The sequence below is a fragment of the Saccharopolyspora rosea genome, from assembly GCF_025643595.1.
Taxonomy (GTDB): domain Bacteria; phylum Actinomycetota; class Actinomycetes; order Mycobacteriales; family Pseudonocardiaceae; genus Saccharopolyspora; species Saccharopolyspora rosea.
Map to the genome: position 1 here is coordinate 6,150,656 of NZ_CP102826.1, position 18,276 is coordinate 6,168,931.

Annotated in this window: 20 protein-coding genes; 7 read left to right on the plus strand and 13 right to left on the minus strand. The window is 71.5% G+C overall.

The genetic code is table 11. From position 1 onward, the window contains the following. Positions 1–79: 79 nt before the first annotated feature. Complete coding sequence (locus tag NV263_RS28640; RefSeq protein ID WP_263249930.1) at positions 80–1,003, plus strand: inositol monophosphatase family protein; 924 nt, start codon at positions 80–82, stop codon at positions 1,001–1,003. Here NV263_RS28640 and NV263_RS28645 read toward each other — a convergent pair. From NV263_RS28645 to NV263_RS28655, 3 genes are all read right to left on the minus strand, one after another. Then, a complete protein-coding gene (locus NV263_RS28645) occupies positions 922–1,494 on the minus strand; it encodes a hypothetical protein (RefSeq protein ID WP_263249931.1) in 573 nt (190 codons plus the stop codon). The two genes, NV263_RS28640 and NV263_RS28645, sit on opposite strands and share 82 nt — an antisense overlap. Before the next feature lie 168 nt (positions 1,495–1,662). After that, positions 1,663–2,544: a 1,2-phenylacetyl-CoA epoxidase subunit PaaC gene (paaC, locus tag NV263_RS28650; protein WP_263249932.1), complete on the minus strand. Its 882-nt coding sequence runs from the start codon at positions 2,542–2,544 to the stop codon at positions 1,663–1,665. 111 nt (positions 2,545–2,655) lie between these two features. Then, positions 2,656–3,147, minus strand: coding sequence for a DUF3592 domain-containing protein (locus tag NV263_RS28655; protein WP_263249933.1), 492 nt, complete (start codon positions 3,145–3,147; stop codon positions 2,656–2,658). 88 nt (positions 3,148–3,235) lie between these two features. Between NV263_RS28655 and NV263_RS28660 the strand changes: the two genes are divergently transcribed. Next, the gene (locus NV263_RS28660) at positions 3,236–4,528 is read left to right on the plus strand and encodes an isochorismate synthase (protein WP_263249934.1); all 1,293 of its coding nucleotides are present in this window, start codon (positions 3,236–3,238) and stop codon (positions 4,526–4,528) included. Between the two features lie 24 nt (positions 4,529–4,552). Here the strand turns inward: NV263_RS28660 and NV263_RS28665 are convergent, their stop codons facing one another. Beyond that, the gene (locus tag NV263_RS28665) at positions 4,553–6,055 is read right to left on the minus strand and encodes a M1 family metallopeptidase (RefSeq protein WP_263249935.1); all 1,503 of its coding nucleotides are present in this window, start codon (positions 6,053–6,055) and stop codon (positions 4,553–4,555) included. Positions 6,056–6,234: 179 nt separating this feature from the next. Next, positions 6,235–7,905 (minus strand): 2-succinyl-5-enolpyruvyl-6-hydroxy-3-cyclohexene-1-carboxylic-acid synthase, encoded by a 1,671-nt coding sequence (menD, locus tag NV263_RS28670; RefSeq protein WP_263249936.1) that lies wholly within the window; start codon positions 7,903–7,905, stop codon positions 6,235–6,237. A gap of 135 nt (positions 7,906–8,040) precedes the next feature. On the opposite strand from menD, the gene NV263_RS28675 reads away from it, so the two are divergent. From NV263_RS28675 to NV263_RS28685, 3 genes are all read left to right on the plus strand, one after another. Beyond that, positions 8,041–8,964, plus strand: coding sequence for a 1,4-dihydroxy-2-naphthoyl-CoA synthase (locus tag NV263_RS28675; protein WP_263249937.1), 924 nt, complete (start codon positions 8,041–8,043; stop codon positions 8,962–8,964). Between the two features lie 250 nt (positions 8,965–9,214). Beyond that, positions 9,215–10,423 (plus strand): o-succinylbenzoate--CoA ligase, encoded by a 1,209-nt coding sequence (gene menE / locus NV263_RS28680; protein ID WP_263249938.1) that lies wholly within the window; start codon positions 9,215–9,217, stop codon positions 10,421–10,423. 24 nt (positions 10,424–10,447) lie between these two features. Beyond that, complete coding sequence (locus NV263_RS28685; RefSeq protein WP_263249939.1) at positions 10,448–11,320, plus strand: 1,4-dihydroxy-2-naphthoate polyprenyltransferase; 873 nt, start codon at positions 10,448–10,450, stop codon at positions 11,318–11,320. Positions 11,321–11,476: 156 nt separating this feature from the next. On the opposite strand, the gene NV263_RS28690 is transcribed toward NV263_RS28685, so the two are convergent. The 7 genes from NV263_RS28690 to NV263_RS28720 form a co-directional block, all read right to left on the minus strand. Further along, positions 11,477–11,962: a hypothetical protein gene (locus NV263_RS28690; RefSeq protein WP_263249940.1), complete on the minus strand. Its 486-nt coding sequence runs from the start codon at positions 11,960–11,962 to the stop codon at positions 11,477–11,479. Positions 11,963–11,975: 13 nt separating this feature from the next. Beyond that, on the minus strand, positions 11,976–12,410 hold the full coding sequence (locus NV263_RS28695) for a hypothetical protein (protein ID WP_263249941.1): 435 nt from the start codon (positions 12,408–12,410) through the stop codon (positions 11,976–11,978). A gap of 4 nt (positions 12,411–12,414) precedes the next feature. Further along, positions 12,415–13,332 carry a WXG100 family type VII secretion target gene (locus NV263_RS28700; protein ID WP_263249942.1) on the minus strand — a complete coding sequence of 306 codons (918 nt, stop codon included), beginning with the start codon at positions 13,330–13,332 and terminating at the stop codon, positions 12,415–12,417. 14 nt (positions 13,333–13,346) lie between these two features. After that, positions 13,347–13,676, minus strand: a complete 330-nt coding sequence (locus NV263_RS28705; RefSeq protein ID WP_263249943.1) for a hypothetical protein — start codon at positions 13,674–13,676, stop codon at positions 13,347–13,349. A gap of 112 nt (positions 13,677–13,788) precedes the next feature. Then, complete coding sequence (locus NV263_RS28710) at positions 13,789–14,340, minus strand: DUF3558 domain-containing protein (RefSeq protein WP_263249944.1); 552 nt, start codon at positions 14,338–14,340, stop codon at positions 13,789–13,791. A 25-nt stretch (positions 14,341–14,365) separates the two neighbouring features. After that, entirely contained in the window at positions 14,366–15,463 is a 1,098-nt protein-coding gene (locus NV263_RS28715; RefSeq protein WP_263249945.1) for an L-cysteine desulfhydrase Cds1, read from the minus strand. Further along, the gene (locus NV263_RS28720; RefSeq protein ID WP_263249946.1) at positions 15,460–15,774 is read right to left on the minus strand and encodes a DUF4229 domain-containing protein; all 315 of its coding nucleotides are present in this window, start codon (positions 15,772–15,774) and stop codon (positions 15,460–15,462) included. The genes NV263_RS28715 and NV263_RS28720 overlap by 4 nt, the downstream gene beginning before the upstream one ends. A gap of 194 nt (positions 15,775–15,968) precedes the next feature. On the opposite strand from NV263_RS28720, the gene NV263_RS28725 reads away from it, so the two are divergent. Both NV263_RS28725 and NV263_RS28730 read left to right on the plus strand, forming a co-directional pair. Further along, positions 15,969–16,193: a BldC family transcriptional regulator gene (locus tag NV263_RS28725; RefSeq protein WP_263249947.1), complete on the plus strand. Its 225-nt coding sequence runs from the start codon at positions 15,969–15,971 to the stop codon at positions 16,191–16,193. A gap of 212 nt (positions 16,194–16,405) precedes the next feature. Continuing rightward, positions 16,406–16,597 carry a hypothetical protein gene (locus tag NV263_RS28730; protein WP_263249948.1) on the plus strand — a complete coding sequence of 64 codons (192 nt, stop codon included), beginning with the start codon at positions 16,406–16,408 and terminating at the stop codon, positions 16,595–16,597. Positions 16,598–16,612: 15 nt separating this feature from the next. Here the strand turns inward: NV263_RS28730 and NV263_RS28735 are convergent, their stop codons facing one another. After that, positions 16,613–18,100 carry a MinD/ParA family ATP-binding protein gene (locus tag NV263_RS28735; protein WP_263249949.1) on the minus strand — a complete coding sequence of 496 codons (1,488 nt, stop codon included), beginning with the start codon at positions 18,098–18,100 and terminating at the stop codon, positions 16,613–16,615. Positions 18,101–18,276: the final 176 nt, after the last annotated feature.

Sequence of the window (18,276 nt, forward strand, 5' to 3'; positions counted from 1 at the left end):
GCAATGGTGGCCTGCTCCTCCACCACCGTCCACCTGTGCGTCGCATTCCGGTCACCGAGCGCAAGGACGGTGGGGCGGCATGACGGTCCTGCCCTCCCAGCAACCACCGCGGATCGAGCCCGGTCTGGTCTCCCGCGCCTTCGAGGTGGCCGGACGGCTGGCCAACGACGCCGTCGACGTGATCATCGCGACCGCGGGCCGGGGAGCGCGGCCCGCCGCCACCGAGTCGCCCTTCGACTGGGTCACCGACACCGGCCGCACCCTGGAACGCCACACCCGCCGGGTGCTCGCCGACGAGTTCCCCGGGACTCCGGTCTTCGGCGAGGAATTCGACTCCGCGTCGACCATGGTCGCCGAGCACTGGGCGGCGCGGTCGGGCGCGGCCCGCTACCGGTGGTCGGTGGATCCGGTGGACGGCACCGCCAACTACGTCGCGGGCCTGCCCTGGTGCTCCTACAGCCTGGCGATGCTCGACGAGTTCGGGCCCGTCGTCGGCGTGGTCGCCGATCCGTACCGGGCGCAGATCTACGCGGCGGCGCGCGGACGCGGGATGCGGGCCAACGGCACCCCGGTCCGGCTGTCCGGGCCCAGCGATGCGCGCGCCGGGATCGTGTGCACCGAACTGACCCGGAACGGCCCGTGGCCGGGCATGGACCGGTTCATCTCGAACGCGGCCGCCGCCCAGACCGGGGTGCGCCTGCTCGGTTCACCGGGTTTGGCGATCACCCAGGTCGCGCTCGGCCACGCGATCGCTGCGGTGCTGGACTCCTACCAGGAGTGGGACGTCGCGGGCGCGCTCGCCCTGGCAGTCGAGGCCGGCGCCGTGGTCCTGGACCGCCGCGGTGACGACGCCTCCCTGCCGCCGGACGGCCTGCTCGTCGCCGCGCCGGGCGTGGCCTCCCAGGTCTTCGACTGGTGGTGTCAGGCGACCGGCACCAGCGAGCGGGGCGGTGGGGTGGCCGGACCGAAGACGGCGGACATCGGCCGCAGCAGCGGGAACTGATCGCGCAGCACCTCGACCTGGCCGTGCACCCGGCTCAGGTCCGGGTCGGCCACCAGTTCCACCACCGCCTCCAACACGTGGTCGGTGACCATGCCGAACCGCGTCGCGGCGTCCTCCAGCTGGGAGCGCAGGCGGGGCCGCACCTCGTCGCCGTGGGCCGACCCGTCCTGCAGGCCGCGACCCAGCTGCGCGAGAGCGCGCACGTTCGGCAGCTCGGCTTCCATCCGCCGCACCACCGCCTGCAACCCGTTCCTGGCCTGCGCGGACGACACCGCGTCCACGGCCCGCGCCGCGCGGAGCACCGCCTGCTCGCAGCGCTGCACCTGGTGCAGCCAGTACTCCGGCTGGGCCGGGGGGACGAACGGCGGAGGCGGGGCGGGCACGGCTTCCCCGGGCGTTCGCCGCGTGCGGCTCACCACCAGCAGCGTCAACGCCGCCCCGCATGCCCCCGCGGCCAGTGCGACCAGGAACTGCACCCAGAATCCGTCCATGTCGAGTTGTGCCCTTCTGCTCGGCCTGCTCGGCCGCCGAACCCGTTCCCCCGCGGTGCTCCCCAGTCCGACGACACCGCACCGCAAGGGGTCCCGGGTGCCCACTGGGCAACTGTGCACCCGGAACGCCCCGCAAGTCCTGCGGAAAAGTACTCAATCAAGCGGCTGTCAGGGGGTTCGCTCGGGCACTTGCCCGGATCTGGCCGGGTACTGCAGATCCGCGAGCAGGAACTCCATCGGCCCGGTGTGCACGCCGTCCCGGCCGCCGGGCCGGGCGAACGAGGCGAACTCAGCCGGGTCGGGCCGGTCCAGCCGCGCCACCGAGAAGACCTCGGCGAGGAAACCGCTGACGTCGTCGCGCACCCGCGACGGGTCGACGGCGCAGCCGACGTCGGCCAGCCGCGCCTCCGCCGGGTTCGGCACGAACAGCTCCCCGGTCAGCGGCCAGACCCGCTGGAGCCCGGCGAGCATCCGGCGCCGCGAGTCCGCGTTCGAGTCGGCCAGCCGGATCACCCACTGGGCCGCGTGGTCCCGGTATCGGGCCAGCGACGTGCGGTAGCCGGCGGCGAGCGCGGCGAGCACCGGGTCGCGGCCGCGCGCGAGGCGGCCGAACACCTCGGTGCGCCACGCGGCGAACACCAGCAGCCGCGCCACGGTCGCGGCGAAGTCACCGCCCTGCCCGGGACCGCAGTCGATCTCGACCAGGCGCACGTTGCGGAACTCCGCGGCCGGGCGGAAGTACGCCAGCCGGTCCTCGTCGCGCCCGAGGCCCTCGACCTCGGCGGCGCGCCGCAACAGCTCCCTGGCCTGGTCCAGGAGGTTCGCGGTGACCGAGGCCAGCACCGGAGCCTCCTCCAGCTCCGGCACCCCCGCTCCCCACTCCGCCAGGCGGTGCCCCAGGACCAGCGCGTCGTCGCCGAGCATCAGGCAGTACCGCGCGAGGTCCTCGGTGGACACGCCCCCGGGAACCGATCTGTCGACAGTGGACGTTTCCGGTGCGCCGACGATCCACCGCTGCGCGCCCGACGCACTCACACCGGAGGTACTCATGGCTACCTCCCAGGTCCGCACCCGCAGGAAGCGCTGCGAGTCCACATCGGCCGTGCGGCCCGGAATCCCAGTGTCACACCGGCGGACCGGTCCCGCCAAGGCCCGTGGTGCCTAGCGCCGACGCCGGAGCAGCAGGTAGACCGGCAGCAGCACCACCCAGGTCCCGGCGAGCAGCCCCGCCACGGGCAACAGCGACAGGACCGCGGTCCGCCCGGCGACGCGGACCAGGTCCGGATTCCGGCTGTCGTATTCCACGCGGACGAGCTGTTTGGGCTGCAGGCCCTCCGGGTAGAGCACGCCGTTCGGCGGGATGTAGACCCGGCCCTCCGGGGTGCTGAACCGCACCACGGTGCGGGTCAGCGAGGTGTCCACCACCTCGGCGACGGCCTCGCCCCGCGCCTCGTCGACGGTGCGGTCGTCGATGAAGCACGCGACCGGGATGCACACCGCCATGGCGCTGATCAGCAACGCGACCACCAGGACGCTCCGCGCCGCGACGCGGCGCACCCTGCTGCGCGGCCACCGGGTCACCGGCCCGTCACCTCGTGTGTCGGACTCGGTCACCGAGTCGGCCGCGTTGGGCGCCACCGCTTCGCCTGCCACGGTGACAGATTGTAGGCAAGGTGAAGTCCTGATCACTCCTGGCTGCTCGGCGGTCCCGCACCGTGCTACCGACGCATACCCTCCAACCGTGGTGACTGCATCCCGGCGACTGGTTGCGCGCACTCGCGTGCTCGCGCCCGACGATCCCCGACACCACCGCCCGCTGCCGGACCTGCTGCCCGACGACGCCGTGGTGAGCTGGGTCCGCGACGGGGAAGGACTGGTCGGCTGGGGTACCGCGGCGCGTTTCGAGACCACCGGGCCGGACCGGTTCGCCGAGTGCGACGCCTGGTGGCACCGACTGTGCGGGCGGATGGACGTCGACGATCCCGTGGGGTTGCCCGGCTGCGGCCCGCTCGCCTTCGCCAGCGTGGCGTTCACCGCCGAGCCGGGGCGGTCGGTGCTCGTCGTCCCCGAGGTCGTGATCGGCCAGCGCAACGGGGTGCGCTGGGTCACCACCATCGGCGAGGGCACCGCCGAGCACCGCGAGCCGGAGCCGGTGCGCCACCCCGGGACCGTCCGGTACAGCGACGGCCAGCTGTCCGCCACCGGATACCGACAGGCCGTGGCCGAGGCGGTGCGCCGCATGCGCCCCGACGGCATCCGCAAGGTGGTGCTCGCGCACGACCTGCTGGCCACCACGTCGGAACCGCTCGACGAGCGGTTCCTGCTGGTCAACCTCGCCGCGAGGTACCCGAACTGCTGGACGTTCGCGGTCGACGGCCTGGTCGGCGCGACCCCCGAACTGCTGCTCGAACGGATCGGCCAGGAGGTGCGGTCCCGGGTGCTGGCCGGAACGGCGTGGCCGCGGCCGGGCCACCCCGCTGAGCGGCTCGCGGCCGAACTGATGTCCTCGGCGAAGAACCGGTACGAGCACGCCTACGCCACGGAGTCGCTGGCGGAGCGCCTGCAGCCGTTCTGCAGCGAACTGGTGCTGCCGGACGAGCCGGAGGTGCTCCGGCTGCGCAACGTGGTGCACCTCGCGACGAACGTCTGGGGCAAGCTCAACGAGACCAGCGCGGGGAACGGGAAGGCGTCGCTGCTGCGGCTGGCCGACGCGGTGCACCCGACGGCCGCGGTCGGCGGCACGCCCACCGACCAGGCGGTGCGCATGATCGACGAGCTGGAGGGCATGGACCGCGGCCGCTACACCGGCCCGGTCGGCTGGATCGACGGCAGCGGCAACGGCGAGTTCGGTTTGGCGCTGCGCTGCGCGCAGGTCGAGCCGACCGCCGCGCCCGACGACGCGGACGGGCGCGGCGGTCGAGCGCGCCTGTTCGCCGGGTGCGGCATCGTCTCCGACTCCGACCCGGACCTGGAGGTCGCCGAGGCGGCGGCGAAGTTCCTGCCGGTCCGCGAGGCCCTGGAGGGCCTGCGCTGACGCCGCGCCCCGGCGACCGCGGGATCAGTGCTGTTCGTGCAGCAGGGCGTGCGTGCGGTCGAGCTCCGGGACGGCCTTCGGCACCGCCGCGGCGTGGGTCGTCGCGGTCTCCGGAACGCCGTACTGCGGGCCGACCGGCGGCTTGCCCGAGGTGAACAGCCACACCTTGAAGAAGTCGTCGAGCTGCTTGCCGGAACGCTGCTCCGCCAGCTTGATGAACTCCTCGATGGTGCCGTTCGAGTACTGCTTCTGCTGCACCCAACTCCGCACGACGTCCTGCAAAGCCCGGTCCCCGATGACGTTGCGCAGCGCCTGCAGCGCCATCGCACCGCGGTCGTACACGGCGTCGGAGAACACGTCCTTGGCGCCGGGCTCACCCGGCTTGATCTGCCAGAACGGGTCGTCGGCCGGGTACTGGGCGTAGTAGTGGTCGAACAGCTGCTGGGCGGTGCCGGTGCCCTGCTTCTCCGACCACAGCCACTCCGCGTAGGATGCGAAGCCCTCGTTCAGCCAGATGTCGCGCCAGGTGTCGACCGACACGGAGTCGCCGAACCACTGGTGGGCGTTCTCGTGCACCACCACCGAGGTGTTCGCCCCGTCCTTGAAGAACTTGTGGCTGTAGGTGGGACGGGTCTGGTTCTCCAGCGCGAAGTTCATCCCCTCGGAGGAGACCACCCCGCCTTCCGCCTCGAACGGGTACTCGCCGAACAGGCCGGACAGGAAGTCCAGCACCTCGGGGGTGCGCTCGACGCTGGCCTTCGCCGCGCCCTCCAGGTCGCCGAGGCCGCGGGAGTAGGCGCTGACGAACGGCTTGCCGAACGCCCCGGTCTTGTTGCTGACCTCGTACTCGCCCACGGCCATGAACGCCAGGTAGCTGGCGGTGGGCTTGGTGTCGCGCCACTTCCAGGTCGTCCACCCGTTCATGCTCGACGTCCGGGTGTTGACCCCGTTGGACAGCACCTGGTTCCCGTCGGGCACCGTGACCGCGATGTCGTAGGTGGCCTTGTCGCGCGGGTGGTCGTTGCTGGGGAACCACCACGCCGCGATCTCCGGCTCACCGACCGCGAGCGCCCCGTCCGAGGTGCGGATCCACGGCTTGATGCCATCCACCTCCACTGTGGACGGAACGTCGTCGTAGTCCACGACGAACGTGGCGAGGCCGCCCTTCGGCAGGGTCTGCGGCGGTGTGACGGTGAGCTCGCTGCCCTCGTGGTGGAACTCGGCCGGCTGACCGTTGACCCGCACCGACTTCACCTTCAGCGCGAAGTCCAGGTTGAACGCGCTCAGGTCCTGCGTGGGCTTGGCCACGATCGTCGTGGTGCCGGTCAGGTGGTCGTCCTGGGGCTGGTAGCGGAGCTGGATGTCGTAGTGCGAGACGTCGTAGCCTCCGTTGCCGTAGTGGGGGAAGTACGGATCGCCGGCCCCGGGTGCACCGGGCGTCCCGGTCCCGGCGAACGCCGGAGCGGCCAGGAACGCCGTCGCGCTGCACGCCGCGACCGTCGCCCGGAGTCCCTGTCGTCGAAACACCTGCCACCTCCTCGAACATCACATTCCGGTAGGAGAGTAGGGAAGGTCATCCCCACCCGGCAGGTTTTGGGATTCGCCGCTTTTTCCCAGAACGAGAAGGAAATCCGCGAACGGCGGGGCGACTCGGCGCACGTCGGACCGATCGCGCGACGCCAGTCGCGCGATTCGGACGTCTCGACTCAGCCCAGCAACGCGGACCGCACGGCCGACTGCAACCGTTCGTGGACGGCTTTCAGCCTTTCGCGCTCGGTCCGCACCTCGACGACACGCAGTCCCGGACGCCACCGCAACGCGGCGGCGAGGTCGCCGCGTTCTCGGACGAGCACGTGCTCGACCCCGTGCGCCTCGCACAGCTTGCCGATGTCGGTGCCGTGCGGGGTGCCGAAGACCCGCTCGAAAGACCCGCGGTGTTCCGGGTTCCCCTGTTCCAGCAACGAGAAGATGCCGCCCCCGTCGTCGTTGAGCACCACCATGGTCAGGTCCGGGCGCTCTTCGAGCGGCCCCACCAGCAGGCCGTTGCTGTCGTGCAGGAACGTCAGGTCGCCCAGCAGCGCGTAGGACGGCCGGTCGTGGACCAGCGCCGCGCCGATCGCCGTCGACACGGTGCCGTCGATGCCCGCCACGCCGCGGTTGCGGTGCACGGTCACGTCAGGCCGCTGCCGCGCGGCCAGCGCCACGTCCCGGGTCGGATTCGACGACCCGAGCACGAGCAGCGCCTCGCTCGGCAGCGCGTCGACCAGGTCACGCGCCACCGCCGGCCCGCTGGGCCAGCGCTCCAGGTCGAGCGCCGCGTGCAGGGCCGCGGACACCTTCTCGTCAGCGGCCTGCCACTCGGTCAACCACTCGGAGTCGGCCGGCCCAGGTGCCTCGCCGAAGGTCTCCGCCACCTCTCGGAGGTTGTGCGCGGGTGCGGGCCACTCCAGACCGCCGTGCGCGAGCAGCACTTCGACGCCGCTGTCGGCGAGCACATGCTGCACCTGGCGGAACACCGTGGGTCGCCCGACGCAGACGACCTGCTCCGGGCGGTGCGTGCGCAGGAACTCGGCCTGGCCGAGCAGCCACATCCCGGTGCTGATCGCCGCCGATCCGGGGACGCCCACACCGCCGGACTCCGACAGCACCGGCCAGCGGTAGCGCTCGCCCCACGCGCCGGCGCCCTCCACGCCCCAGTCGGAGACCAGCACCAGCCCCCGGCGGGCGCGCACCTGCGACAACGTCGTCGGCTCCCACCCGTGCTCGGTGACCTCGGTCCACCGGGTCCCGTCCGGACGACCGGAGAGCGACTCGCACCACTCGTCGTCCTCCGCGGGCACCAGCGGCTCCCGGAACGGGAGGTTCAGGTGGACCGGGCCCCCGCGCGCACCGCCGCTCGCGGCGTGCCAGGCGCGGCACATCTGACTGCGCCAGTACGCGTTCTGCCCGGGACGCTCCTCGGCGACGGCCAGTTCGTCGAACATCCGGACCTCGGTGCCGAACATCCGGTGCTGGTCGATCGTCTGGTTCGCCCCGGCGGCGCGCAGCTCCGGCGGCCGGTCCGCGGTGAGCACGAGCAGCGGGATCCCGGAGTGGTACGCCTCGCTCACCGCCGGGTGGAGGTTGGTCGCCGCCGTGCCGGACGTGCACACGACCGCCACCGGGCGGTGGGTCCGCGCGGCCATCCCCAGCGCGAGGAAGCCGGCACTGCGCTCGTCGATGCGGACGTGCAGCCGGAGCCGCCCCGCCTCGGCGGCGCGGTGGAGCGCGAAGGACAGAGGCGCGTTCCGAGACCCCGGGGACAGCACCACCCGTCGCAGGCCGTTGCGGACCAACTCGTCGACGATGACCTCAGCCTGGGCCGTGGACGGATTCAACCGATCACCTCTGAACTCTCTCGGCGGACTCCGGCCCGCGGGCCTCATGCTGCCTCTCACCGGCGTCCGGGCAGGCGCCGGGCCGCCGCCGGGAGGGCTCCACACCGCACGTCTGCCGGGCCTATTGTCCCAGGCGTGCAGAATCCCCGTGTCTCTGAGCTGTTCGATCCGGACGTGTGGGAGCCCGTGACGGGCTTCGACTTCACCGACATCACCTACCACCGATGCGTCGAAGACGGCCCTGGTAAGGGCACCGTGCGCATCGCCTTCGACCGGCCGGAGGTGCGCAACGCCTTCCGCCCGCACACCGTCGACGAGCTGTACCGGGCGCTGGACCACGCGCGGATGACCAGCGATGTCGGCTGCGTGCTGATCACCGGCAACGGCCCGTCGTCGAAGGACGGCGGCTGGGCCTTCTGCTCCGGCGGCGACCAGCGCATCCGCGGCCGCTCCGGCTACCAGTACGCCTCCGGCGAGACGTCCGACACAGTGGACCGGGCCCGCGCCGGTCGGCTGCACATCCTGGAGGTCCAGCGGCTGATCCGGTTCATGCCGAAGATCGTGATCGCGGTGGTGCCCGGCTGGGCCGCCGGTGGCGGGCACAGCCTCCACGTGGTGTGCGATCTCACCCTGGCCAGCGCCGAGCACGCCCGTTTCAAGCAGACCGACGCCGACGTGGGCAGCTTCGACGGCGGCTTCGGTTCCGCCTACCTGGCCCGCCAGGTCGGGCAGAAGTTCGCCCGGGAGATCTTCTTCCTCGGCCGTCCGTACAGCGCCGAGCAGGCCCACCAGATGGGCATGGTCAACGCCGTCGTACCGCACGAGGAGCTGGAGGCCACCGCGTTGCAGTGGTCCCGCGAGATCAACGGCAAGTCGCCGACGGCGCAGCGCATGCTCAAGTACGCCTTCAACGCGATCGACGACGGCCTGGTCGGCCAGCAGCTGTTCGCCGGGGAGACCACCCGCCTGGCGTACATGACGGACGAAGCCGTCGAAGGGCGGGACTCCTTCCTGGAGAAGCGGACCCCGGACTGGTCCTCCTTCCCCTGGTACTACTGATCTCCGGCGACCGGTCCCGCACGGGACGGCCGCACCACCGCGGGACCGGTTCCACCACCTGCGTTCCCACTGCTCAGCGGGTATGTCGACGATGATCACGAGCATCATCACGGGCCTCCTCCACGCGTCGTTCCCCCACAACATCGGCCCGCCGATTCGAACACTTGATCGCTAGAACAGGTGATCGAGTGGCGGATTTCTCCCCCTCCGACGCGCCCGGCAGCAGCGCCGCGCGCCAAGAATGGGGGTCATGCCGCCAGCCCGAGATCTGCAGCCGCTCCCGGTGCCGTCCGGAAGCGGCGCCCTCGACGTCCTGCCCACCCTGCAGCGGGCGCTGGACGGCGCCGGACCAGCGCTGCTGCCGGTCCCGGACGAGCCCACCGAGGAATCCCGCCGGGTCCTCGACGCGCTCGGCGCCGGAACCCCGCTGGCACCGGGCGAAGACGCCGACGACGACCCGACGGCCCTGGTCATCGCCACCTCGGGCTCCACGGGCACCCCGAAGGGAGTGCTGCTGCCCGCAGCGGCACTGCGCGCCTCCGCCGAGGCCACCCACCGCAGGCTCGGCGGGCCGGGCTGCTGGCTGCTGGCGATGCCCGCGCACCACGTCGCGGGCATCCAGGTGCTGGTCCGGTCGCTGGTCGCGGGGACGCGCCCGCACGCCGTGGACCTCTCCGGCGGGTTCCGGCCGGACGGTTTCGCGATGGCGGCGCAGGCCGCCCTGCAGGGCCCGGGGCCGCACTACACCGCACTGGTGCCCACCCAGCTCGGGCGCCTGCTGTCGGACGACGGCGCGGGCCTCACGGCGCTGCGGAAGTTCGACGCCGTGCTCCTCGGCGGCGCCGCCACCCCGCCGAGCCTGCTGCGACGGGCGCGCGAGGCCGGTGTGGCGGTGTTCACCACCTACGGCATGAGCGAGACCTCCGGCGGCTGCGTCTACAACGGGATTCCGCTGGACATCGCGCAGGTCCACGTCGACGGCGAGACCGGCCCGGTGGCGCTGGCCGGGCCGATGACGGCGCGCGGCTACCGCGGACGCCCGGACTCGGCCGCGTTCACCGACGGCTGGTTCCGCACCGGGGACCTGGGCCGGTGGCGGGACGGGCGGCTGGAGGTGCTGGGCCGCGCCGACGACATGATCGTCACCGGCGGCGTCAACGTGGCCCCGTTGCCGGTCGAGCGGGTGCTCGCCGAACAGCCCGGGGTGCGGGAGGTCTGCGTGTTCGGGATCCCCGACCCGGAATGGGGGCAGGCCGTGGTCGCGGCGGTCGTCCCGGCCGATCGCGCGGCGGCGCCCGCCGCGGATGCGCTGCGCGCTGCCGTGCGGGAACGCACCAACGCCGCCTCGACCCCCAAACGCGTCGTCTACCTCGACGAACTCCCCCTGCGCGGCCCCGGCAAACCCGACCGGCGCGCGCTCGCCGCACGCATCGCGGGGGAGCCTTCCGACGACCGGTAGCGGCGGTACGCGAAGATGGCTCGCATGGCGACAGTCGCGCAGTGGATCGAGGGAGCCCGGATCCGCACCTTCCCGAACGCCATCGCACCGGTGCTGGTCGGCACCGGCGCGGCGGCCGGGGTCGACGGGTTCGATCCGGTCACGGCGGTGCTCGCGCTCGCCGTCTCGATGTTGTTGATCATCGGGGTCAACTTCGCCAACGACTACTCGGACGGCATCCGCGGCACCGACGCCGACCGCGTCGGGCCGTTCCGGCTCGTCGGCTCGGGGGCTGCCCGGCCCGCCGCGGTGCGCACCGCGGCCTGGGTCTGCTTCGGCCTCGCGGCCGTCGCCGGGCTCGCCGTCGTCGTGCTCAGCGGTCAGTGGTGGTTGCTGGCGGTCGGTGCCGCGTGCATCGCGGGAGCCTGGTTCTACACCGGCGGCGGCCGGCCCTACGGCTACACCGGCCTCGGCGAGCTGGCCGTTTTCGTCTTCTTCGGACTGATCGCGGTGCTCGGCACGATGTTCGTGCAGGCCGGCAAGGTCAGCGGCTTCGGCATCGGAGCTGCGGTCGCGGTCGGCTCGTTCTCCAGCGCGGTGCTGGTGGCCAACAACCTCCGCGACATCCCGTCGGACCGGGTGAGCGGCAAGCGCACCCTCGCCGTCCTCCTCGGCGACCGCGACACCCGCACCCTCTACGTCGCGCTGGCGCTGATCCCGTTCCTGATCACGGTGCTGATCGGGCTGCGCAACTCGTGGGCGCTGCTGGGCTTCCTCGCCCTGCCGCTGCTGATCGTCCCGTTGCGCGCCGTCGTCGGCGGGGCGCAGGGGCGCAAGCTGATCCCGGCGGTGCGCGACACCGGGTTCGCGATGCTGGTCTGGTCGGTCGTGACGGCCATCTCGCTGTCCGTCGGCTGAGCGCCTGGCCCCGACCACGCCGTCCGTGGCGGCGCCGGGAGCGGAACCTCAGCGGCCGTCTCGGCTCCGGGATCGGACTGCTCGGCGCGTCCGGGCGGGCGGGAGCCGCTGATCAGCGGCGGTACCCGCACCGCCCGGCACGACGAGTCCGAACCGTCAGGCCGCCGCCTCGGCGCGCTTGCGCTTGTCCAGGAAGAGCACGTCGACCAGCACGGCCAGCGCGAACGGGGACAGGATGGCGACGATCGAGATGATCACGCGCGTCCGCAGGTGCGTCCACTTCCACAGCTCCAGCGGTGTGCCGGTGTAGACGCGGACGTCCTTGCCGCAGGTGACGTCGGCGGACCCGGAGAACCACGGGTCGAACGTCTTGACCGAGTCGCGGTACACCGTGCCGTAGGTGCTCAGCGACCGCTGCTCGCCGTGCTGCGGCACGACGGTGCACCCGGTCGACCCGTCCTTGTTCATGATCAGCAGCGGTTTCCCGCTGTCCCAGTGGTAGACCGAGTCCTCGACCTGCCTGCCCTGCTTCATCAGCAGGGTCCCGGCCGAGGTGGCGTAGAACCCGAGCAGGACGTAGGCGGCGCCGAGCAGCACCACCAGCCCGCCCACGACGCGGTAGTACAGCTTCTTGCTCTTCACGTCACCAGCCCCCTCACTGCAGGAACGAGTCCGGCGGCTCGTCGTCGTAGTGGTCGTTGGCGGACCTCGGCCGGTTCGGGTCGGCGTCGATGATGGCGTCGATGCCGTGCCCCTCGTCCAGCAGCTCCTTGGCCCGCTTCATCTGGTCCACGCTGACCTGGAAAGCCGCTCGCACGGCCTCGTTGTCCAGTCCCCGCCCCTCGGCGATGTCCTGCCAGCTCAGGTCCCCGGCGTCGATGTGCTCCTGCAACGCCTTGACCTCGTCCGGGGCCTTGCCCTCGCGGACCAGCTGCTCGATCTGCTCGATCTGCTCGTCGCCGAGCTTGATCTCCGGCAGCGACGCGCTGAAACGCTCCACTTCGGACAGTGCGGCTTCCGCGTCGGCCAGGGCGGTTTCCAGCTGTTCCTCGGCTTCTCGCAGCTGCCGCGTCTTCCAGTCGTCCTGCACCGGGTCACCTTCCAAGCGCGTTGCGCGCGCTGTCGACAGTATTGCGGGACGCGTCACTCGCGCTGTGCAGGGTGCCGCGGGCCAGGTTGGTGTAGCCGCCCTCGGCGCGGGTCCGCCGGTGCACCTGCGCGCCGTGCTCGACGGCTTTGTCGTACTCCTGGGTGGCCTTGCCGACGTTCTCGTCCTGCTCCTTGAAGCCCGCGTAGTCGTCCTTGATGTCCATGCCGAGGTTGACCGCGTCGCCGAGGCTGCGGACGTCCTTGACCTTCATGAGGTCGGTGCCCAGGGCCTTCGCCTTCTGGACCAGCTCCACCACCGTGTTGTAGAGGTTGGTCAGGGCGTCGTAGATCGCCTTGGCGGCCATGACGATCTCGACGCACTTCTCCACGTTGCGGACGACGTTCGCCCAGCCCGCGACCGGAATCCAGCCCGTGGCTGCGGTTTCGATGAGCCGGTCGACCAGTTGCTTGATGAGGTCCAGCGCCTTGTCGCACATCTTCCTGGAGAAGTCGGCGGCCTTGGTGAACGCCTTCCCGACGAGCTGGGCGAGCTTGGCGTCGGCTTCCAGGGCGACGGTCCAGCTGGTGACGAGCAGTGCCTCGGTGGCGTTGGCCGCACTGCCGTGCCAGTGCTCCCGCAGTTCGCTGATCCCGTTGTTCAGGTTCTTGCGGACCGCCTGGAGGGCCTTGCCGACTCCCTCCCACGCCTTGGCGTTCTGCTCGATGCGGCTGAAATCACCCGCGATGGGCCGGATGAGGCTTTCGACGAGGTTCTCGCCGGTGACCTGTTCGTAGACCCAGTTGACGACCTGGACCTGGAAACCGGCCTGCTCGATCGCCTGCTCCTGCGATTCCTTGTTGGCTTCGATGTGCTTGATTTCGAGCGCGTTGTCCAGGCTCTCGACGTCCTGGTATGCCCCCATGTGCCCCGACTCCTTCAGATCTTCATCTTCTCAAGGTCCGCTTCGATGCCGCGCAGCACGCCGGTGATGTGCTCGTCGACCTTGCGGTAGTCGGCCTCGGCGTTGCCGATCTCGTCCTTGACGCGCAGCAGCATCTTGTTGGCGAACTCCAGGGTTTCGCCGTACAGCGCGGTGATGCCCTCGACGGCCGGGACGAGCGCCATCATCAGCCCGGTGAATCCGCTGGTGTCCGAGGCGACGTCCGCCGCGTACGAGTTGATCTTGTTGAAGTGCCCGGCGTTGCGTTCGAGCAGCCCCTGGAAGCCCTTGAGTTCCTCCGGGGCGACCTGCATGTGGTCCGGCATGTCACCCTCCCGTGGTGCGTGTCCCAGAGATTCCTAACAGGACTCACCCGTTCCTGAGGGCGGTTTCGCTCGGAAAGAGCCGCACCACGCCCGGTTCGTAACCCGTGCCCGATCAGACGACGAGTCCGGCGAGCACGTACTGCGCGATGCCCTGCGCCGCGTCGCACTGCTCGGAGGTGGCCTCGTCCGCGGTGACCGAGACCTGGAGCACGGCGCCGGAGACACCGGCGAACACCGTGCAGTCACCGGCGTTCAGCGTCCGCGTGCCGGGGACGGCTCCGAGCTCGACCTCGGTGCGCCCGAGCGCGGCGTAGCCGGTCGGTTGCTGGCCGATCAGCACCGACCGCGAGCCGTTGGTCTCCTGGTACGTGCAGCCGCGCACCGGTGGGTTGAAGCCGGTGTCGCGCGGTCGACCCGGGTCGACGGGGAAGGCGAGCTCGCCGAGTTCCTGCGGGCTGACGAGGTCGCAGAGCTGCGGCACGTCGGCGAGGCGCCGGCGCTGCTCGGGCGGCACGTCCCTGGTGATGGACGGGGCGACCGTCGTGGCGGGCGTGCGCTCGGGGCTGGAGGGCTGCGCGGACGGCGGGGCGCCCGTCGGCGGCTGGGCGCAGGAGGACAGCAGCCAGACCAGCACGGGGATCCAGCCCAGACGCCTCACCGGCACACCTTCCTCCTCGTCCGCGGGGCCCTCAGTCTGCCGGGAACTCACCGGTGGCGTGGAAGCGGTCCAGGACCGCGCGCGGCGCCTGGAGGTCGAGTCCCCGGTCGGCGACCCAGGTGTCGTCGTAGTAGGTGTGCGTGTAGCGCTCGCCGCCGTCGCAGAGCAGCGTGACGATGCTGCCCCGCCTGCCCGCGCGCAGCATTTCCGAGACGAGGCCGAACACGCCCCACAGGTTGGTACCGGTGGAGCCGCCGACGCGGCGACCGAGCACCCGCTCGACCCAGCGGATGGTGGCGATGGAGGCGGCGTCCGGGACCTTGACCATCCGGTCGATCGCCTGGCCGACGAACGACGGCTCGACCCGGGGTCGCCCGATCCCCTCGATCAGCGAGCCGCGGTCGGCCGTCTTGGCCGGGTCGGCGTCGCACCACGCCTCGTAGAACACCGAATGCTCCGGGTCGACGACCGCGAGCTGCGTGTCGTGGCACCGGTAGCGCAGGTAGCGGCCGATGGTCGCGCTGGTGCCCCCGGTGCCCGCGCCGACCACGATCCACGTCGGTTCGGGGTGCGGTTCGAGCGCGAGCTGCTCGAAGATCGACTCGGCGATGTTGTTGTTGCCGCGCCAGTCGGTGGCCCGCTCGGCGTGGGTGAACTGGTCCATGAAGTGGCCGCCGAGATCGGCGGCCAGGCGGCGGGACTCGGTGTAGATGGCGCCGGGCTCGTCGACGAAGTGGCAGCGCCCGCCGTGCCACTCGATCAGCGCCACCTTCTCCCGACTGGTCGAACGGGGCATCACGGCGATGAACGGCAGCCCGAGCATCCGGGCGAAATAGGCTTCCGACACCGCCGTCGAACCGGACGAAGCCTCGATCACCGGTGTGTTTTCGGTCACCCAACCGTTGCAAATCGCGTAGAGGAACAGCGATCGGGCCAGCCGGTGCTTGAGCGAACCAGTCGGATGTGTTGACTCGTCCTTGAGGTAGAGGTCGATACCCCACTCCGCGGGCAGCGGATAGCGCAGCAAATGGGTGTCGGCGCTGCGGTTGGCATCGGCCTCGATGATCCGCACCGCCTCGTTCGTCCAGGCGCGGGTCCGGGCGCAGGACCGGTCGACGCTGGCGGTCACTGCTCGTCCGCGTCGGCCTCGCCGCGCAGCTGGGCGCGGAGGTGGTCGCGGCGGGACTTGCGCTCGGCCGCCCGCTCCGCCATGCCGGTGGCGACGCGCCTGCGCAGGCCGCCGAAGACCAGCATGGACAGCGGCATCACCACGATGACGGAGACGGCCGCGGCGACCAGCAGCGGAGCACCGAGCAGCACGAGCACCCCGGCGACCACGACCACCATGCCCAGCCGGGCGACCGTGTACAGCGCGAGATCCCGCCCCAGCGAGGACTGCTCTGCCTGGTCGGCGCGTTCGGCCTGCTGCTGTTCCGGCACGTCGTCCAGGGTAGAGGACACCCGCACGAGGTCGAGGGGGACTGTGGCGGCGGGAACAGCGCACTGCCCGAAGCGCCGCTTTCGTCCCTTACCTTCCCTTTACCTAAACCCAAATGTTCGAGTACCTGACCATCCTAGTGCCAGGATGCGACCGGAATGCCCGAATAAACATCTTCGCCAACTGGAGGTCACCTGTGACCGCGACGACCCAGCCGTCTCGGCAGAATGGTCAGGAGCAGCTCCTCACCCCGGGTGAGGTCGCAGCGCTGTTCCGGGTGGATCCCAAGACCGTGACGCGGTGGGCGACCGCGGGCCGGATCGGCTCCATCCGCACCCCGGGGGGCCACCGCCGGTTCCGCGAGTCCGAGGTCCGCACGCTGCTCGCCGAGTTGACCAACGACGTCAACCGGACCGCGTGAGGCGGCCGAGCGACGGTCGGCGGATCGCCCGAGTCGGCTGACCGCCGATCCAGGTGGTGCCTCGCGCACCGGCCCGAGGCACCACCTGGGTCCGCGCTCCCCCTCCCCCGAAGTACGCGCCCCGACAACGTGACCGGTCGGTCACCTTCCGCAACGACAATCGCCCGTCCGATTCGCTAGTCTCGGTGGCGGGACAGTTGGAGGTGGCCACGATGATCTATGTCCTGGCAGCGATCGGTGCGCTCACCGTCGCCGTGCTGATGTGGAAGGCATTCGGCCCCGACACCTCGACGCTCACCGGGCGCGATGCGCACCGGGCCCAGGTCCCGCCCGACGACGACCCCGACTTCCTGCGCCGGATCAGCGAGCAGCAGCGCAAGCCGCGCCCGGGCGAGGAGGGCTAGGCGCTCCTCGCCCCGTCACGGCCTGCGCTGGCGGCCGGGAGCGTGCGGGAAGTCGTCGGCTACGGTGGCCGCCAGTTCGAGCAGCGCGAGCCGCGTGGGAGCGGCGAGCCGGTCGAGCTCCACCTCGGCGCCCTCTTCCAGGTGCGGGTCGAAGGGGATCTTCACGACCGCGCGGCAGCGGGCCGCGAAGTGCTTGGCCAGCTTGTCGACGTCCACCTTGCCGCCTGCCGGGCGCACCGAGTTGATCACCGCGACGGACCGGGACACCAGGTCCCCGTAGCCGTGCGCGTCCAACCAGTCCACTGTGGCCGATGCGCTGCGCGCTCCGTCGATCGAGCTGGACGACACGATGATCAGCGAGTCGGCGACGTCGAGCACGCCCTTCATGGCCGAGTGCATCAGGCCGGTGCCGCAGTCGGTGAGCACCACGTTGTAGAAGTGCTCCAGCAGCGTGATCGTCCGCCGGTAGTCGTCCTCGCTGAACGCCTCGGAGACCGCCGGGTCCTGCTCGCTGGCGAGGATCTCCAGTCGGCTCGGGCCCTGCGAGGTGTAGGCGCGGACGTCGCTGTACTTGCGGATGCGGTGCGCGTCGCGCAGCAGGTGGCGGACCGTCGCGGTCGTCTCCAGCGGGATCTTCTGGCTCAGCGTGCCGCGGTCCGGGTTGGCGTCGACCGAGATCACGCGGTCGCCGCGCAGCGACGAGAACGTCGAGCCGAGCGTGGCGGTGGTCGTGGTCTTGCCGACGCCGCCCTTGAGGCTGAGCATCGCGATCTTGTAGCAGCCCTGCAGCGGTTGGTTGATGCGGGCGATCAGCTCGCGGCGCCGCCGGTCCGCGGGGCTCTCGCCGAGGTTGATCGTCTTGCCGCTGATCAGGTAGACGGCCTTGCGCCAGCCGGACTGCGGCGGTCGCTTGGTCTGCCGGAGCAGCTGCGCCGAGGTCAGGTCCGGGCCGAACGGCTGCTGGCCCTGCGGCTGCGGCGCGAAGCCCTGCTGCGGGTGCTGCTGACCCGGGAAACCCTGCTCCGGCGGCGGATAGGGCCCGGACTGCCCACCGGCCACCGCGTGCGGCCCGGACTGGCCGCCGGGCACGGCGTAGGGCCCGGACTGGCCGCTGCCGACCGGGTACGGGCCGGACTGGGCCCCGGGCACGGCGTGCGGCCCCGAGGCGCCGGGCGGCGGCGTCCCCTCGGCGTTGGCCGCGGCCTGCGCTCCGGACTGGGCGGCGTCCTTGCGGACCGGGGCGGTCGGCGCACCGCTCGGGTAGTACGGCCGCGGCGCGTCGCCCGCGGGGTACGGCCCGGACTGGTTGCCCAACATCTGCGCGGGGTCCACATAGGACGGTGGTGGGTGTTCCTGCGGCGGCGGCGAGAAAGCCGGTCTCGTCTCCTGCTCCGGGTACTGCGGCTGGGCCCCGTTGCCCGTCGACGCACTGGATTCGACGCCCGCACCGTCCGCCGCGCCCGGCTCCTGCCGGGGCCCCGGGCCTTCGTACTGTCCGGTCACCGTTGCCGTCCCTCCAAGCATCGAGTCGGGCCCTGCCTGCCCAAGCCGGGATCCGCCCGCCTCAGCAGGCACCGTAGTCCCACATATACCCGCACGTCACCATGGGTCGCCGAGGCCCCGGAACGCCGATCGCCCGGGCCGCATGGCGGTCCCGGGCGATCGACGACAAGTCTCAG

Excerpts from the sequence above, each read along its gene's own strand:
- NV263_RS28640 (WP_263249930.1), top strand. The coding sequence starts at position 80 with ATGACGGTCCTGCCCTCCCAGCAACCACCGCGGATCGAGCCCGGTCTG.
- NV263_RS28645 (WP_263249931.1), bottom strand. The coding sequence starts at position 1,494 with ATGGACGGATTCTGGGTGCAGTTCCTGGTCGCACTGGCCGCGGGGGCA.
- paaC (WP_263249932.1), bottom strand. The coding sequence starts at position 2,544 with ATGAGTACCTCCGGTGTGAGTGCGTCGGGCGCGCAGCGGTGGATCGTC.
- menE (WP_263249938.1), top strand. The coding sequence starts at position 9,215 with ATGCCGCCAGCCCGAGATCTGCAGCCGCTCCCGGTGCCGTCCGGAAGC.
- NV263_RS28685 (WP_263249939.1), top strand. The coding sequence starts at position 10,448 with ATGGCGACAGTCGCGCAGTGGATCGAGGGAGCCCGGATCCGCACCTTC.
- NV263_RS28700 (WP_263249942.1), bottom strand. The coding sequence starts at position 13,332 with ATGGGGGCATACCAGGACGTCGAGAGCCTGGACAACGCGCTCGAAATC.
- NV263_RS28705 (WP_263249943.1), bottom strand. The coding sequence starts at position 13,676 with ATGCCGGACCACATGCAGGTCGCCCCGGAGGAACTCAAGGGCTTCCAG.
- NV263_RS28730 (WP_263249948.1), top strand. The coding sequence starts at position 16,406 with ATGATCTATGTCCTGGCAGCGATCGGTGCGCTCACCGTCGCCGTGCTG.